This window comes from Ferrimonas marina (assembly GCF_900129905.1).
In the GTDB taxonomy this organism is placed as follows: Bacteria; Pseudomonadota; Gammaproteobacteria; order Enterobacterales; family Shewanellaceae; genus Ferrimonas; species Ferrimonas marina.
Genome location: NZ_FQXG01000007.1, coordinates 234055 through 249897, shown reverse-complemented (window position 1 = coordinate 249897; position 15843 = coordinate 234055). Strand labels below are relative to the sequence as shown.

At 62.7% G+C, this 15843-nt stretch carries 15 protein-coding genes; 14 read left to right on the top strand and 1 reads right to left on the bottom strand.

Translation table 11 applies throughout. From position 1 onward, the window contains the following. Positions 1-30: 30 nt before the first annotated feature. From flhA to BUC04_RS17470, 14 genes are all read left to right on the top strand, one after another. A complete protein-coding gene (flhA, locus tag BUC04_RS17535; protein ID WP_067660716.1) occupies positions 31-2133 on the top strand; it encodes a flagellar biosynthesis protein FlhA in 2103 nt (700 codons plus the stop codon). 16 nt (positions 2134-2149) lie between these two features. Beyond that, positions 2150-3580, top strand: a complete 1431-nt coding sequence (gene flhF, locus BUC04_RS17530; RefSeq protein WP_067660719.1) for a flagellar biosynthesis GTPase FlhF — start codon at positions 2150-2152, stop codon at positions 3578-3580. Beyond that, on the top strand, positions 3573-4463 hold the full coding sequence (locus BUC04_RS17525) for a MinD/ParA family protein (RefSeq protein ID WP_067660722.1): 891 nt from the start codon (positions 3573-3575) through the stop codon (positions 4461-4463). Before flhF ends, BUC04_RS17525 begins: the two co-directional genes overlap by 8 nt. Next, the gene (locus BUC04_RS17520; RefSeq protein WP_067660724.1) at positions 4456-5175 is read left to right on the top strand and encodes an RNA polymerase sigma factor FliA; all 720 of its coding nucleotides are present in this window, start codon (positions 4456-4458) and stop codon (positions 5173-5175) included. The genes BUC04_RS17525 and BUC04_RS17520 overlap by 8 nt, the downstream gene beginning before the upstream one ends. 43 nt (positions 5176-5218) lie before the next feature. Continuing rightward, positions 5219-5602, top strand: a complete 384-nt coding sequence (gene cheY, locus BUC04_RS17515; protein WP_067660727.1) for a chemotaxis response regulator CheY — start codon at positions 5219-5221, stop codon at positions 5600-5602. A gap of 14 nt (positions 5603-5616) precedes the next feature. Further along, complete coding sequence (locus BUC04_RS17510; RefSeq protein ID WP_067660730.1) at positions 5617-6342, top strand: protein phosphatase CheZ; 726 nt, start codon at positions 5617-5619, stop codon at positions 6340-6342. 9 nt (positions 6343-6351) lie between these two features. Then, positions 6352-8586, top strand: a complete 2235-nt coding sequence (locus BUC04_RS17505) for a chemotaxis protein CheA (protein WP_067660733.1) — start codon at positions 6352-6354, stop codon at positions 8584-8586. 29 nt (positions 8587-8615) lie between these two features. Then, positions 8616-9746 (top strand): protein-glutamate methylesterase/protein-glutamine glutaminase, encoded by a 1131-nt coding sequence (locus BUC04_RS17500; protein ID WP_067660736.1) that lies wholly within the window; start codon positions 8616-8618, stop codon positions 9744-9746. Next, the gene (locus BUC04_RS17495) at positions 9727-10083 is read left to right on the top strand and encodes a hypothetical protein (RefSeq protein ID WP_143165782.1); all 357 of its coding nucleotides are present in this window, start codon (positions 9727-9729) and stop codon (positions 10081-10083) included. The genes BUC04_RS17500 and BUC04_RS17495 overlap by 20 nt, the downstream gene beginning before the upstream one ends. Positions 10084-10087: 4 nt before the next feature. Continuing rightward, a complete protein-coding gene (locus tag BUC04_RS17490; RefSeq protein ID WP_067660745.1) occupies positions 10088-10891 on the top strand; it encodes a ParA family protein in 804 nt (267 codons plus the stop codon). Beyond that, positions 10863-11630: a chemotaxis protein CheW gene (locus tag BUC04_RS17485; protein ID WP_067660748.1), complete on the top strand. Its 768-nt coding sequence runs from the start codon at positions 10863-10865 to the stop codon at positions 11628-11630. The genes BUC04_RS17490 and BUC04_RS17485 overlap by 29 nt, the downstream gene beginning before the upstream one ends. Before the next feature lie 3 nt (positions 11631-11633). Continuing rightward, complete coding sequence (locus tag BUC04_RS17480; protein ID WP_067660752.1) at positions 11634-12128, top strand: chemotaxis protein CheW; 495 nt, start codon at positions 11634-11636, stop codon at positions 12126-12128. Further along, positions 12128-12541: a DUF2802 domain-containing protein gene (locus tag BUC04_RS17475; protein ID WP_067660756.1), complete on the top strand. Its 414-nt coding sequence runs from the start codon at positions 12128-12130 to the stop codon at positions 12539-12541. Before BUC04_RS17480 ends, BUC04_RS17475 begins: the two co-directional genes overlap by 1 nt. A gap of 141 nt (positions 12542-12682) precedes the next feature. Continuing rightward, positions 12683-14599: an alpha/beta hydrolase family protein gene (locus BUC04_RS17470; protein WP_082766687.1), complete on the top strand. Its 1917-nt coding sequence runs from the start codon at positions 12683-12685 to the stop codon at positions 14597-14599. Between the two features lie 8 nt (positions 14600-14607). On the opposite strand, the gene BUC04_RS17465 is transcribed toward BUC04_RS17470, so the two are convergent. Next, positions 14608-15840, bottom strand: a complete 1233-nt coding sequence (locus tag BUC04_RS17465; protein ID WP_067660763.1) for a hypothetical protein — start codon at positions 15838-15840, stop codon at positions 14608-14610. Positions 15841-15843: the final 3 nt, after the last annotated feature.

Sequence of the window (15843 nt, the reverse complement as noted above, 5' to 3'; positions counted from 1 at the left end):
GAGCCGCTTACGTCAATATTAAGTCGTTGTATGGATCTCAAGGCCACATTCGGTTCGCTCTATCAGAACCGGCTTACCCACATTAAAGGCATAGGCACTCCGCTGCTGGTCCTGGCTGCCCTGGCCATGGTGACTCTGCCGATGCCGGCTGTCCTGCTGGACATGCTGTTCTCCTTCAACATCGCCCTGGCGTTGGTGGTGTTGCTGGTGGCCATCTATACCCTGCGCCCGCTGGATTTTGCTGCCTTCCCCACCGTGTTGCTGGTGGCCACCCTGCTGCGACTGGCGCTGAACGTGGCCTCCACCCGCCTGGTTCTGCTCGAGGGGCACAACGGTCCGGACTCCGCCGGTAAGGTGATCGAGGCGTTCGGTTCGGTGGTGATCGGTGGCAACTACGCCGTCGGTCTGGTGGTGTTCCTGATTTTGGTGATCATCAACTTTGTGGTGGTCACCAAAGGTGCCGGCCGGATCTCCGAAGTAAGTGCCCGCTTTACCCTGGACGCCATGCCTGGCAAGCAGATGGCCATCGACGCGGATCTCAATGCTGGCCTGATCAACCAGGAGCAGGCCCGTGAACGCCGTGCCGACGTAGCCCGGGAAGCGGATTTCTACGGCTCGATGGACGGTGCCTCCAAGTTCGTGAAGGGGGATGCGGTTGCCGGCATCCTGATCCTGGTGATCAACATCCTCGGTGGCTTTGTTATCGGTATGGCCCAGCATGGCCTGAGCCTGTCCGAGGCGGTGGAGATCTACACCCTGCTCACCATCGGTGACGGCCTGGTGGCACAGATCCCCGGACTGCTGCTCTCCATCGGTGCCGCCATCATCATCACCCGGCAAAACGAATCCCAAAAGATGGGCGACGAGGTCGCCCGTCAGATGTTCGACAACCCCAAGGTGCTGGGGATCAGCGCCGGGGTGCTGTTCGTCATGGGCCTGGTGCCCGGCATGCCCCACCTGGCGTTTCTCAGCTTGGCCCTGGGCCTGGCGGGCGCGACCTGGTGGATGATGAAGAAACAGCGCCAGGCCAAGGCTGACGCCGAGGTACAGGAGGCCAAGGCCAACACCGAACGGCTCGAATCGGAGCCCAACAAGGAGCTGGGTTGGGATGACGTCAACCACGTCGACATCATCGGCCTGGAGGTGGGTTACCGCCTGATCCCGCTGGTGGACAAGGGCCAAAGCGGTGAGCTGCTGTCCCGCATCAAGGGGGTGCGCAAGAAGCTGTCCCAGGAGTTTGGTTTTCTGATCCCGCCAGTGCACATCCGTGACAACCTGGATCTCGGCCCCAGCACCTACCGCATCAGCTTGATGGGCGTAGTGGTGGGAGAAGCGGAGATCCGCCACGACGGTGAGCTGGCCATCAACCCCGGCCAGGTGTTCGGTAAGCTCGAGGGCCAACCGACGGTGGACCCCGCCTTTGGCCTGGAGGCGGTCTGGGTCAATCCAGACCAGCGCGACTATGCCCAGACCCTGGGTTACACCGTGGTGGATGCCTCCACCGTGGTGGCCACTCACTTGTCGCAGCTGCTCAATAACAATGCCGCCCAGCTGCTGGGCTACGAAGAAGCGCAACAGTTGTTGGATATTCTCGCCAAGCAGTCGCCTAAGTTGGTTGAGGGGCTGGTGCCGGATATCCTGTCGCTGGGGGTGATCGTCAAGGTGATGCAGAACCTGCTCAACGAGGGCGTGCCGATCCGCGATACCCGCACCCTGGTTCAGACCCTGGTGGAGTATGGTCCCAAGAGCCAGGATCCGGATGTCCTGACCGCGGCCTGCCGCATCTCGATGAAGAGACTGATCGTGCAGGAGATCAATGGACCGGAGCGGGAGATCCCCGTGGTCACCCTGTCGCCGGAACTGGAGCAGATCCTGCACCAGTCACTGCAGGCCTCCAACGGCGAGAACAGCGGCCTGGAGCCAGGCCTGGCAGAGCGACTGCAGAAGTCGCTGAAAGAGGCGGCGCAAAAACAGGAGATGGTGGGCGAACCAGCGGTTCTGCTGACCTCTGGATTGCTGCGCACTACCCTGTCGCGGTTTGTTAAACACACGATTCCGGCGTTACGGGTACTCTCCTACCAGGAGATCCCGGACGACAAACAGATCAAGATTGTCCATTCGGTTGGACAGTAATTGTTGAGGCGAGACCTTGAAGATTAAGCGCTTTTTTGCAAAAGACATGCGCAGTGCCCTGGCCGAGGTAAAAGAGGTTCTGGGCCAGGATGCGGTGATCATGTCCAACAAGCGGGTCAGCGGTGGGGTGGAGATCGTTGCGGCGGTGGACTTCGATCAGCCCGCGCCCGGTGAGGCGGCACCCTCAAGTCCGGCGCCGGATCGTTCGCTTAGTGAAGATAAAGTGAGTCTTTCCTCCGCCCCCAGCCCGCGGCCCAAGCCGGCAGCGACACCTAAACGGACGCCAGCAGAGTCTGCGTCCGGCGGGGTACCCAGCTCCGACAGCTTGCGCGCCCTGCTTGAGCGGCAACAGCAGCGTCGCCAGCAAAAAGAGGCCAAGGCGATGGTGGCCAAGCAGGAGCAGGCGCTGCCCAAGTGGGCCCAGCGCGCGTTTGAGCCGGAGAAGGCCAAGCCGGCACCGCGCCCTGCCGAACTGGCCCGTGCCCCGGCACCGCGCTCGACCCGGGCCAGCAATGGCGCTAACCAGGCTGAACTGAACGCCATGCGCGAAGAGATGGCCTCCATCCGCCAGCTGTTGCAGCACCAGGTTGCTGGCCTGATGCAGCAGGACATGGCGCGCCAGGCCCCGGTTCGCGCCATGGTGATAGAGCAGCTTCGGGATCTGGGCTTTCATAAGGAGGTGGCGGAGCATTTCGCCGAGATGCTGCCACAGCACGGTGAATTGCACGAGGTTTTGGCTCAACTGCCGCAGCTGGTGGCCGATGAACTGATCTGTGGCAATGAGGCGATGCTGGAAGAGGGCGGGGTGATCGCCCTGGTCGGCCCCACTGGCGTCGGCAAGACCACCACCATCGCCAAGCTGGCGGCACGCTTTGCTGCCCGCTACGGGGTGGAACAGGTGGCTTTGATCACCACAGACAACTACCGCATCGGGGCCCAGGAGCAGCTGACCACCTTCGGCAAGATCATGGGCTGTCCGGTGCGCAGTGCCGCCACGGTGGAGGAGCTGGAGCAGGTGCTGTATCAACTGCGCAGCCGCCGCCTGGTTTTGATAGACACCGCCGGCATGGGCCAGCGGGATATGCGTCTGGTGGAGCAGCTGGAACAGCTGGCCGGTTCCAGCAGACTACCGATTAAACCTTATCTGGTACTGTCGGCCACGGCCCAGTACCGCGTACTTCAGGAAACCGTAGAGCGCTTCCGGCGCATCGATCTGGCAGGGTGCATCTTTACCAAGCTGGACGAAGCCCATAGCATCGGAGAAGCCTTAAGTGTGCTACTTCAAAGCAAATTACCTGTATGCTATCTCACTGATGGACAACGGGTGCCGGAAGATCTGAGGGCCGCCGATCCCCATTACCTGGCGCAACGCGCTTTGGTGGAGGAGAACGACGGGACCGAACATACCGAACCGCGTCAGGTGAGCGGGGTGGGTCGGTATGACTAGGTGGTTTCTACAGGATCAAGCGAGCGGGCTAAGAAAGATGGTAAAAAAACAAGATCGAATGATTCGCGTGATCGCCGTAACCGGCGGCAAGGGGGGCGTGGGTAAAACCAACGTCTCCATTAACACAGCCTCCGCCCTGGCCGCTCAAGGCCAGAAAGTGCTGGTTCTGGATGCCGACCTGGGTCTGGCCAACGTGGACGTGATGCTGGGGGTGCGTGCCAAGCGTAACCTGTCCCACGTTCTGGCCGGGGAGTGCTCGCTGGAGGAGGTGCTGATTGAAGGCCCCAACGGCGTCTACATCATCCCTGCCGCCTCCGGCACCCAGGGCATGGTGGAGCTGAGCCCGGCCCAGCACGCCGCCCTGATCCAGTCCTTCTCCAATCTGGAGAATAAGTTTGACTGCCTGATCGTGGACACCGCGGCGGGGATCTCAGACATGGTGCTGAGCTTTGCCCGTGCCTCCCAGGAGGTACTGGTGGTGGTGTGCGATGAGCCCACCTCCATCACCGATGCCTACGCCCTGATCAAGCTGCTGTCTCGCGAGCACGGCGTGTTCCGCTTCCGCATCGTCGCCAACATGGTGCGCAGCCTGCGGGAAGGGATGGAGCTGTACGCCAAGCTGTCCAAGGTGACCGATCGCTTCCTTGATGTCGCCCTGGAGCTGGTAGCCACCATCCCCTACGACGAGAACGTGCGTAAGGCGGTTCGCCAGCAGAAGGTGGTCGTCGAAGCCTTCCCGCGCACCCCGGCTGCCATCGCCTACCAGGGCCTGGCCAACAAGATCCTGACCTGGCCGGTGCCGCAGAACCCCAGTGGTCACCTGGAGTTCTTCGTTGAGCGGATGATCCGTCGCAACATGTACGGTGAGGCGGTCGGTGAATAAGGCAGCCGCCTACACCCAGTTCGACAACCGGGCAGGCATCGTCGAGCGCTACACCCCCTTGGTGAAGCGCATCGCCCACCACCTGCTGGCCCGCCTGCCCGCCAGCGTACAGCTGGACGACCTGCTGCAGGCGGGGATGCTGGGGCTGCTGGAGGCCAGCGGCAACTTCGATGCCAGCAAGGGCGCCAGCTTTGAGACCTTCGCCGGCATCCGTATCCGCGGTGCCATGCTCGACGAGATCCGCCGCGGTGACTGGACCCCCCGTTCAGTACACCGCAACGGCCGCATGGTCAGCGAGGCGATCGCCACCCTGGAGAAGCAGCTGGGCCGTGACCCCAGCGATGCAGAGGTGGCCGCCCAACTGGAGCTGCCCCTGGCGGAATACCATCAGATCCTCAACGACGTCAGCAGTGGCAAGATCATCGGCATCGAGGATCTCGGTGTGTCGGAAGAGGCACTGGGCAGTGCCGACGACGACAGCGATAACTTTACCAACGTGGCCGATCATCGCTTTCAGCAGGCGCTGGCTGCGGCGATCAAAACCCTGCCAGAGCGGGAAGCTCTGGTGCTCTCCCTCTACTACGACGAAGAGATGAACCTGAAAGAGATCGGGGCCGTGTTGGGGGTGAGTGAGTCGCGGGTCAGCCAGATCATGAGTCAGGCGATGGTGCGACTGAAAACCAAGCTAAGAGTCTGGACCGAGTCCGCTTAGAACGAATTTAATAACAACAGCTGTGCCTCAATTGGAGGGGATTTTGGATAAGAACATGAAGATCCTGATCGTTGATGACTTCTCGACGATGCGCCGGATCATCAAGAACCTGTTGCGGGACCTGGGCTTTAACAACACTCAGGAAGCCGATGACGGCACCACCGCCTTGCCGATGCTGCAAAGCGGAGAGTTTGATTTCGTGGTGACCGATTGGAACATGCCAGGGATGCAGGGCATCGACCTGCTGCGGGCAATCCGTGCCGACGACAACCTCAAACACCTGCCGGTGCTGATGGTCACCGCCGAAGCCAAGCGCGAGCAGATCATCACCGCCGCCCAAGCCGGTGTGAACGGCTACATCGTTAAGCCCTTCACCGCCGCCACCCTGAAAGAGAAGCTGGATAAGATCTTCGAGCGCCTGAACTGAACAAGGAAGTCGGGATGACACAACAAGAAGCCTTGATCTCGATCGAGGACGCCAAGGCGCTGGTGGAACTGCTGCAAGCGGGACAGACCGAGGCGGCCAACGACATCATTCTCCAGGCCAACCACAGCACCAATCAGCAACTGTTCGACGAGGTCGGCAAGCTGACCCGCCAACTGCATGACGCCCTGCAGGACTTCCAACTGGACGATCGCATCAGCGAGCTGGCCAAGCGGGAGATCCCCGACGCCAAGGAGCGTCTCAGCTACGTCATCGACATGACCGAGCAAGCCGCCAACCGCACCATGGACGCGGTGGAGGAGAGCCTGCCGCTGGCCGACGCTTTGCAGGCCAAGGTGGCGCTGGTGAAGCCGCGCTTCGATCAGCTGATGCGCCGTGAGCTGGAGCTGGATCAGTTCAAGACCCTGTGTCATGACGTCGACGCCCTGCTGGCGGAGACCGGCAGCGACGTCGATCGCCTCAAGGAACTGCTCAACCAGGTATTGATGGCCCAGGACTTCCAGGACCTCACCGGTCAGGTGATCCGCAAGGTGATCGACCTGGTGCGGGAGGTTGAGCTGTCGCTGGTGCACATGCTGACCATGTTTGGCGAGTCCACCCAGACCGCCAAGGAGCGTGACCTGACCGTGGCCGAAGGGCCGGTGGTGGCTGCCGCCAACCGGGAAGAGGTGGTCAGCGGCCAGGATGAAGTGGACGACCTGTTGTCGAGCCTGGGTTTTTAGGAGTAGGGCATGGGATTCGATCTGGACGATGACATCCTGCAGGACTTCCTCGTTGAGGCGGGGGAGATCCTTGAGCAGTTACAGGCCCAGCTGGTAGAGCTGGAGCAGAACCCCACCGATGCGGATCTGCTGAACGCCATCTTCCGTGGCTTTCACACCGTCAAAGGCGGCGCCGGCTTCCTCAGCCTCAACGCCATGGTGGACGCCTGCCACGGTGCCGAGAACATCTTTGACCTGCTGCGCAACGGCCAGCTCAATGTCAGCTCTGAGCTGATGGACCTGGTGCTGCAGGCGCTGGATGCGGTCAACGAGATGTTCCAGCTGCTGCAGGCCGGTGAGGAGCCGCAGGAGGCGGATCCCGAGCTGCTGGCAAGACTGGAGCGCTGTGCCAATGGCGAACCCCTGGTTGAATCCGCCAGCGCCAACCCGGCCGCCGCGGCGCCTGCCCCGGCAGCAGAGCCAGCAATGGTCGAGTCTGTCCAGTCCGAGCCCACGCTAGCCCAGCTGGATCCGGTCCCGCTGGATCAGTTGGTGCCCGCCAGTGCCGGCATCGATGGCCTCCAGTCCGATGAATACCAGGCGATGCTGGATACCCTGGAACCCGCTTCGGCAGGCAACGACGAGATCAGTGAGGATGAGTTCGAGTCGCTGCTGGACGAGCTGCATGGCAAGGGCCAGTTCAGCGCCGAGCCGGCGCCAAGCCAACCTGTCGAGCAGGCCAGCGACGAGATCAGTGACGACGAGTTCGAGTCCCTGCTGGACGAGCTGCACGGCAAGGGCCGCTTCCAGGCAGCGCCGGTGGAGGCCCCAGCGGAGAGTGCCAGTGAATCGGATCTGATCAGCGAAGATGAGTTCGAACAGCTGCTGGACCAGCTCCACGGCGTGGGCCAGTCTCCGCAACCCAGCGCTGCCCCACAGGCCGAACCCAAGCCCAGCCCACAAGCCGCTGTCAGCCCGGAGCCGCAGGCAACTGTCTCTGCCGCCCCGGCCCCAGAGGCAAGCCCGGCCCCCGCAGCCAAGCCGCCAGCCCCGGCTAAGCCTGCGCCGAAAAAAGCCACCAGCACCCAGCCCCAGGGCGAGACCACGGTGCGGGTGGATACCGCCCGGCTGGATGAGATCATGAACATGGTCGGTGAGCTGGTGCTGGTTCGTAACCGCCTGATGACCCTGGGTCTGGAGCGGGAAGACGAGGAGATGAGCAAGGCCCTGGCCAGCCTCGACCTGGTCACCGCGGATCTGCAGGGCGGGGTGATGAAGACCCGGATGCAGCCAATCAAGAAGGTGTTTGGCCGCTTCCCCCGGGTAGTTCGTGACCTGGCCCGTAGCCTCGACAAGGAGATCCAGCTGCAGCTGGAGGGCGAGGATACCGATCTGGATAAGAACCTGGTGGAAGCCCTGGCGGATCCCCTGGTTCACCTGGTGCGCAACGCGGTAGATCATGGCATCGAGATGCCGGACCAGCGCCAGGCCGCCGGCAAGCCGCGCCAGGGTACCATCTTGCTGTCCGCCGCCCAGGAGGGTGACCACATCCTGCTGCGGATCCGTGATGACGGTGGCGGCATGAACGCCGACAAGCTGCGTCAGATCGCGGTGGACCGTGGAGTACTGGACGCCGATGCCGCTGCTCGCCTGAGCGATCAGGACGCCTATAACCTGATCTTTGCCCCGGGCTTCTCCACCAAGTCGGAGATCTCTGACATCTCCGGCCGCGGCGTCGGTATGGACGTGGTCAAGACCCGCATCGCCCAGCTCAATGGCTCGGTGACCATCGATTCCGAGCCCGGCGAGGGCACCATCATCGAGATCAAGGTGCCGCTGACCCTGGCTATTATGCCGACCCTGATGGTCAAGCTGGGCCAGCAGACATTTGCCCTGCCGCTGTCCTGTGTGTCCGAGATCTTCCATATGGATCTGGGCAACACCAACGTGGTGGATGGTCAGCTCTCCATTACCGTCCGCGACCGTGCCATCCCTCTGTTCTACCTCGATAAGTGGCTGCTCAAAGGCAGCGGTCGTGCAGAGCGGGAGGGGATGGGCCATGTGGTGATCGTCCACATCGGCAACACCCTGGTGGCCTTCGTAGTGGATGGCCTGATCGGTCAGGAAGAGGTGGTGATCAAGCCTCTTGGGGCGATGCTGCAGGGGGTGCCCGGTATGGCCGGCTCCACCATCACCTCCAACGGCGGCATTGCGCTGATCCTGGATGTGCCTGGCATGCTAAAACATTACGCCCGTCGTCGCTGAGTGGCGGCCGGATAGATATAGGAAAGATCATGACCATTAAGGTCTTAGTTGTTGACGACTCAAGTTTCTTCCGTCGCCGTGTCGCCGAGATCCTCAATGGGGATCCGGAGCTGGAGGTGATCGACACCGCGATGAACGGCCGTGAGGCGATCGACAAGGCCCGTCAGCTGCGGCCGGATGTGATCACCATGGACATCGAGATGCCGGTGCTGGATGGCATCAGCGCAGTTCGCGAGATCATGGCCACTGCGCCGCGGCCGGTGCTGATGTTCTCCTCGCTGACTTACGATGGTGCCCGGGCCACCCTGGATGCCCTGGAGGCGGGCGCGGCGGACTTCCTGCCCAAGCGCTTCGAGGACATCGCCAACGACCGTCGTCTGGCGGCCAGCCTGCTGCAGCAGAGGGTCAAGGCGATCGCCCGCCAGCCCCGTCGAGTGGCGGCGGTGGCGACGCCCAGCGCCCGTCCGGCACCGACGCTGACCGGCAGCACTGCCCGCAGTGCCACGGTGGCAACGGTGACTACGCCGCCACGCAGCGAGCGGGTAGAGCGCCCGGCCCGACTGCCGCTGCGCGCCAGTGGCAAGCATTACAAGGCGCTGCTGATCGGCACCTCCACCGGTGGGCCGGTGGCGCTGCAGAGCATCCTCACCCAGTTCCCCAAGGACTACCCCTATCCCATCCTGCTGGTTCAGCACATGCCGGCGGCCTTTACCCCGGCCTTTGCTCAGCGACTGGATGGCCTCTGCCAGATCAGCGTATGTGAGGCCCAGGGTGGCGAGCGGCTTAGCCCTGGGGTGGCCTACCTGGCGCCGGGTGGCAAGCAGATGCTGGTGGAGGGTACCGGTGCCAGTGCGCGCCTGGTGGTGCGTGATGGTGACAGCAAGATCAACTACAAGCCCTCGGTTGATATCACCTTCGGCAGTGCCTCACGGGTGTTTGGCGGTGACGTGCTGGGGGTGATCCTCACCGGCATGGGGGCCGATGGCCGCGAAGGCTGCCGCATGCTCAAGGCCCAGGGCGCCAATATCTGGGCCCAGGATGCCGACAGCTGCGTGGTCTATGGCATGCCCCAGGCGGTGACTGCCGCCGGGATCAGCAGCCACAGCATTCCCCTGGACAAGATGTCGGAGGCGATCCTGCGTGAAACCCACCGGATGTAACTGGAGCTGCCGGCTCTATCCCTGGCTGACCGCGGCCTTGAGCCTGTTCACCCTGGTCACCCTGGTATGGGCGGTGGACAAGCATCTGTATGCCGGCGAGCTGCAGGACAAGCTGGCCCAGCAGCATCGCGAGGCCAGTGAGCAGCATCAGCAGCTGGCCGAACTGGTGGCGGAAAACCGTGAGCTGAAGAGCCGGCTGGCGGAGTACCAGCGTCGGGATGGCCTCAAGACCCAGGCTGCCCTGAGTGGCGAATCCTTGCTGATTGAGCACACCGACAAGGGGCTGGCGCTGATGCAGCAGCCCAACGGTGCGGTGCGCCTGACCGCACCGGAGTAACCCCGTGAAGGTCTGGACCGTGGTCAATCAAAAGGGCGGCGTAGGCAAAACCACCTCGGTGGTGACCCTGGCCGGCTTGCTGGCGGCCAGGGGCAAGCGGGTACTGATGGTGGATACCGATCCCCATGCCTCGCTGGGCTACTACCTCGGGCTGGACCCGGAGGAGTTGCCGGCATCGCTGTTTGATCTGTTCATCCATCATGACCAGCTCAGCCCCGAGCGTTGTTCCCTCTCCATCGTGCCTACCCAGGTGGAGGGGCTGGACCTGCTGCCCGCGGCTACCGCCCTGGCGACCCTCGACCGCCGGCTGGGCAACCAGCCGGGCATGGGTTTTATCCTGCAGAAGATCCTGGGCCAGTTGCGCTCGCGCTACGACTACGTGCTGATCGATTGTCCGCCGGTGCTGGGGGTGTTGATGGTCAACGCCCTGGCCGCCTGTGATCGCATTATCGTGCCGGTACAAACCGAGTACCTGGCACTGAAGGGGCTGGACCGGATGATCCAGACCCTGCAGCGGATGGCCCAGGGCAAACGCCGGGTGGCGCCCCACGTCATCGTACCGACCATGTTTGATCGTCGTACCAAGGCGTCGCTGCTGGCCCTGGCCGAGCTGGCCCGCAGTTATCCGCAGCAGTTGTGGCATTCGGTGATCCCGGTGGATACCCGCTTTCGTGACGCCAGTCTCGCCCATCTGCCTGCACCCCAGTTCGCGGGTGCCAGTCGCGGCGTAACCGCATACAATGAGTTGCTGAATTTCCTGGATCAAGAGGACGGGGCGAATGTCGCGCCACGCGCAACAAGCGGTTGACGAGTATTTCGATGTGCTGCTGGCGGAAGCGGAGCCAGAGCCGGAACCCCAAACCGCGGTACCGGTGCACCAGGCGCGGGTGGCCGATCTGCTTGAGCGGGCCCAGGCGCAATCGCTGACGCCGGAGCCGGAGCAGGCTCAACCCGAGCCGGCGGTGGTAGAGCGAGCCACTCCGGTTGCGCCCCCTCGGCCCGAGGCCACCCCTGTGCGGGTGGAGCCTGAAGCAGAGACAGAACGCAAGCTTGAGGTGCCGACTGAGCCGGTCCTGCCCCGGGCCCATTGGCGTGACGACTTGGGTGATGAGTTCCAATGCCTCTATTTCAAGGTGGCCGGACTGACCCTGGCGGTGCCACTGCAGATGCTCGGCGGCATCAAGCGGGTGGCGGAGCGCACCAAGCTGCCGGGCCAACCGCCCTGGATGTTGGGGGTACAAAGTGACCCGCAGGCACAATATTATGTGGTGGACAGCGGACGTTGGCTGTTGCCGGATCGGCCGCGTGCGCAGATGCCGGACTACCAATACCTGGTGCAGCTGGGCGAGAGCCGCTGGTGCCTGGCCTGTGAGAGCCTGGTCAACGCTGAGCCGCTGAAGCAGGCGGAGGTGAAGTGGCGCAATGACACAGACCAGCGCCGCTTCATGGCGGGCATCGTCAAGAAAAGAATGTGTGTGGTACTGGATGTGCCGGAACTGGTCAGCCTGCTGGATGCGGGTTTGGATATCAATTTACAGGAGTCCTGAGGGATGAGCATGCAACAAGCGCTCAATGCTGAAACCGGCGACAAGCAAGACCAAGTGCTGCAGTGGGTGACCTTCCAGCTGGAGCAGGAGACCTACGGCATCAACGTGATGCAGGTACGCGAGGTGCTGCGCTACAGCGACATCGCACCGGTACCCGGGGCACCGAGCTACGTGCTGGGGATCATCAACCTGCGTGGTAACGTGGTCACGGTGATCGATACCCGCGCCCGCTTCGGCCTGGCAGAAGCCCCGGTGACGGAGCAGACCCGGGTGGTGATCATCGAGGCGGAGGACCAGGTGGTTGGTATCCTGGTGGACAGCGTGGCCGAGGTGGTTTACCTCAACAGCTCCGAGATCGATACCGCTCCGAATGTGGGCAACGAAGAGAGCGCCAAGTTTATCCAGGGGGTTTGCCACCGGGATGACAAGCTGCTGATCCTGGTTGACCTTGAGAAGCTGCTCAGCGACGAAGAGTGGATGGAGATCGCCGCCCTGTGATGCTTTGGATCCCCGCCGCGGTGGCGGCATTGGCCCTGCTGTTCCTGTTGGTGTGCCTGTGGCAGCTGCGCCAGGCGCGCCTGCGGATGGCGCAGCTGGAGCGTCAATGCGAAGCCCTCAAGCTGGTTCAGCGCAATGCCCAGAGCAATAGCGACAGCCTGCAGCGTGAGCTGGCGGAGATCCGCACCGGTGCCCTCGGGGTCGGGCGCCGGGTCAAGGAGATTGAGCAGCACCTGGACCTGCTTAAGGCGCGCCAGGACGAAGTGGCCCAGACCGATCCGGAGGCGCGGCTCTATAACCGTGCCATGAAGATGGTGGAGCTGGGGGCGGACGTCGACGAGATCATGCGCGAATGCGAGCTGCCCCGGGCCGAGGCCCAGCTGCTGGTAACCCTGCACCGACGAGGTGAATAACACCTGCCGTCCTGCGCTATAAAAGCCGAAGCATCCGCTTCGGCTTTTTATTGCCAGCTACACTCATTTGCGGTTGCATCAGGCTGATGGACATGGAATGAATATGTCTGTAAGTGATTGTTTCTCAAGGAGAGAGAGGCTATGCGACTATTCGTTTCTGCTATATTGGCCGCGCTGGTGCTATGGATGCCACCGCTGCAAAGTGAGCCGCTCCCGGTCAAGGCCTTTGCCGCCCTGCCGGACTTTAGCGGGGTAAAGTTGTCTCCCAATGGCCGTTACCTGGCCGTGCTCAGGGGTGTCCAGGGCCACGAAGTGCTGGCGGTGCTGGATCGCAACGAGGCCCAGTGGCAGTACCTGGTCAAGGCCGACAACCTGGAGGTGACCCTCAACTGGTTTCACTGGGCTAATGACGACACCCTGCTGCTCAGTGTTGGCCGCACCGAGATACAGGCCGGGATCAAGTACTCGGTTAACCAGCTGCAGAAATTCACCCTGGGCAAGGACAGCAAGCCCAAGCTGGCGATCAAGCTTTCACAGCTCAAGGGGCGCTCGCCCCAGTTCACCGACCGCCTGGTCAGCCTGTTGCCGGATGACCCCGACCACGTGATGGTGGCCATCGATTTGGAGATCAACAACCTGCCTACTGTCTATCGACTCAGTCTTAAGAGCGGTCGGTTGAAGCGGGTACGACGGGCCAAACAGGATATTCAGCACTGGATCGCCGACCGCCAGGGGCGGGTGCGCTTGGGCATCGGTCAGGATGAGACCCGGGTGTTTTATCGCCTTTATGACACCGATGGAGAGGAGTTTCGCATCCTCTGGGAGTACCAGCTGTTCGAGGCCCCTGATATCCAGATGCTGGGCTTTGATAAGGATCCAAACCTGCTTTATATCCGGGCTGATCACCAGGGCCGCTACGCCCTGTTCAAGGCGGATCTGACCCAGCCACAGCCGGAACTTGAGTTGGTCTTCAGTGATGACAAGTACGACATCGATGGCGGCCTGGTCTACTCGCCGCGGTCCGGCGAGGTGGTGGGGGTACGCCATGGTCTCGGTGAAACAGGGGTGGATTACTGGGACAAGGAGCACCTGGCGCTGCAGCGTGCACTGCAGCAGGCGCTGCCGGATCGCAACAACCGCATCATCAGCGTCAGCCGGGATATGCAGTCCTACGTGCTGTTCTCCCGCTCCCCTACCTCCGCCGGTGACTATCTGCTGGGCGATCGCCAGGCCCAGACCCTGGACTACCTGGGCAGCCGCTATCCCGAGGTGGATGAGCGCAGCTATGGCGGTAAGCAGTGGCTCAACTACACCAGCCGGGATGGCACCAAACTGGATGCGGTACTAACCCGGCCGGTGGGCAGCAGCGAAGAGCAAAAGCTGCCGGCCATCATCCTGCCCCATGGCGGCCCGGCCGGACAGGACGGTATGGAGTATGACTACTGGTCGGCCTTGCTGGCCAACCGGGGTTACCTGGTATTGCAGCCCAACTTCCGTGGCTCCAGCGGGCGCGGTTTTGCCTTTTCTCAGGCGGCTATCCAGGGCTGGGGTGGGGCGATGCAGGATGACCTGCAGGATGCGGCGCACTTCCTGGTTGAACAGGGCTGGGCCGATCCCAAACGGATCTGCATCGTCGGAGGCAGTTATGGGGGCTATGCGGCGATGATGGCCACGGTCAAGCACGCGGAGACCTTCCGCTGTGCCGCCAGTTTTGCCGGTGTCAGTGATATTGAGTTGCTGCTCTCCACCGCCCGCTTCTTTACCCACAAAGAGGTGGTGCGCAAGCAGCTGGGCACCGACAAGGCCAACAACCGCGCCAACTCGCCCTATCACCAGGCTGACAAGGTCTCAGCACCGCTGCTGCTGATCCATGGCACCGACGACAAGGTGGTACCGGTTGCCCACAGCCGCAAGATGGCCAGCGCGTTGAAGAAGGCCGGCAAACCGGTGCAATACCTGGAGTTGGAGGACGCCAATCATTCACTCTGGGCTGAACCCCATCGGCTGGCGGCGATGGAGGCCATGGTCGAGTTCCTGGATACACACCTGAAGCTCTGACGCGCTTCCTACTCCCCTGGGCAGCCTTGCGGCTCCAACGCCAGCAGCAGAGCACTGCCGGCGTTGCTGCCCAGGTCATCGTCCCCGGGGGCACCGACCAGGGCCTGGTTCTGACTCAGCGCCACCGAGAAACCAAAGCGATCGTCCCATTGCCCCTGTGGTGCCTGCAGCCTGATTGCTGCGCTCTCCGGCTGGTCCAGGTCAATCAGGTAGGCGGCACCTGACTGCTGGCCGTTAAGGTGGTTACCGATGGCCCCCAACAGCGCCTGGCCACAGTGGATAGCCACTGCACTGGCAAAGTATTCACCCCCAACAGGATCAGCCGCCTGCAGCTTGTGTCGCAGCTGCCACTGCTCATCTCTCTGGTGGTAGAGGTAGGCGGCGCCCGCGTCTAGGGCAGGGCCAAGATCTGCCTGACTGGCGGCGATAAGCAGGTGCTGATGATCCAGGCTCACAGCGTTGCCAAAGCGGTCATAGCGGGCAGCGTCCTCGGCCAGCAAACGGGCCCGTTGCTGCCATTGTTGGCCATCCTCGCTATCAAACAGGTAAGCGGCACCACTGTCGGTTCCCTGGCTGTCCTCACCGCTGGCACCGATCAGCACCCGATCTCCGGAAAGCGCCACGGCGATGCCGAAGAGATCCTGGTCCTGACCCTGGCTCTGGGTGAGGCGAGCGACGGGCTGGAACTGCTCATCCTCGAGTCGGAACAGGTACACGGCACCGCTGTTCTGACCTTGGTGCCTCACCTTGCTTGCCCCCACCGCAGCCAGGCTGCCATCCAGCGCCAGGGCGACACCAAAGCCATCATTGGGGCGTGTGTCCTCCCCTTGCAGCTGGCCCTGGTACAGCCAGTTGCCGCCGCTGCGACGAAAGTGATGGACGCTGCCCGGCTCGCTGCCCTGGCTGGCACTGACCAGGGCGTTGTCCCCCGCCAGGGCCACGGCGTGGCCCAGTCGGTCATCCAGACCCGCCTCCGGCAGGGTCAGTTTGGCGATAAACACCCAGCTGCCCTGCAGGCGTTCAAACACGTAGGCGGCACCGCCGTCCCGGCTGGGCTCATCGTGCTGGTTTGCCCCCACCAGGGCGGTTTCGCCGTCGATGGCGACCGCATAACCGAACTGATCGGCGCTCACCCCGTCGGGGGCCCAGAGCTGTGCAACCGGGTTGGCGACACAGAGCGGCAGTAGCCACAGCTGGTAGAGAACAAGCAGGGTGTTACGGAGCACGGCACTGCGGATCATGGC

Bases quoted from the DNA above. Each gene is read 5' to 3' on its own strand.
- BUC04_RS17510 (WP_067660730.1), top strand. From the start codon at position 5,617: ATGACACAACAAGAAGCCTTGATCTCGATCGAGGACGCCAAGGCGCTG.
- BUC04_RS17475 (WP_067660756.1), top strand. From the start codon at position 12,128: ATGCTTTGGATCCCCGCCGCGGTGGCGGCATTGGCCCTGCTGTTCCTG.
- BUC04_RS17470 (WP_082766687.1), top strand. From the start codon at position 12,683: ATGCGACTATTCGTTTCTGCTATATTGGCCGCGCTGGTGCTATGGATG.
- BUC04_RS17465 (WP_067660763.1), bottom strand. From the start codon at position 15,840: ATGATCCGCAGTGCCGTGCTCCGTAACACCCTGCTTGTTCTCTACCAG.
- BUC04_RS17485 (WP_067660748.1), top strand. From the start codon at position 10,863: ATGTCGCGCCACGCGCAACAAGCGGTTGACGAGTATTTCGATGTGCTG.
- BUC04_RS17500 (WP_067660736.1), top strand. From the start codon at position 8,616: ATGACCATTAAGGTCTTAGTTGTTGACGACTCAAGTTTCTTCCGTCGC.
- BUC04_RS17525 (WP_067660722.1), top strand. From the start codon at position 3,573: ATGACTAGGTGGTTTCTACAGGATCAAGCGAGCGGGCTAAGAAAGATG.
- BUC04_RS17505 (WP_067660733.1), top strand. From the start codon at position 6,352: ATGGGATTCGATCTGGACGATGACATCCTGCAGGACTTCCTCGTTGAG.
- flhA (WP_067660716.1), top strand. From the start codon at position 31: ATGGATCTCAAGGCCACATTCGGTTCGCTCTATCAGAACCGGCTTACC.
- BUC04_RS17480 (WP_067660752.1), top strand. From the start codon at position 11,634: ATGAGCATGCAACAAGCGCTCAATGCTGAAACCGGCGACAAGCAAGAC.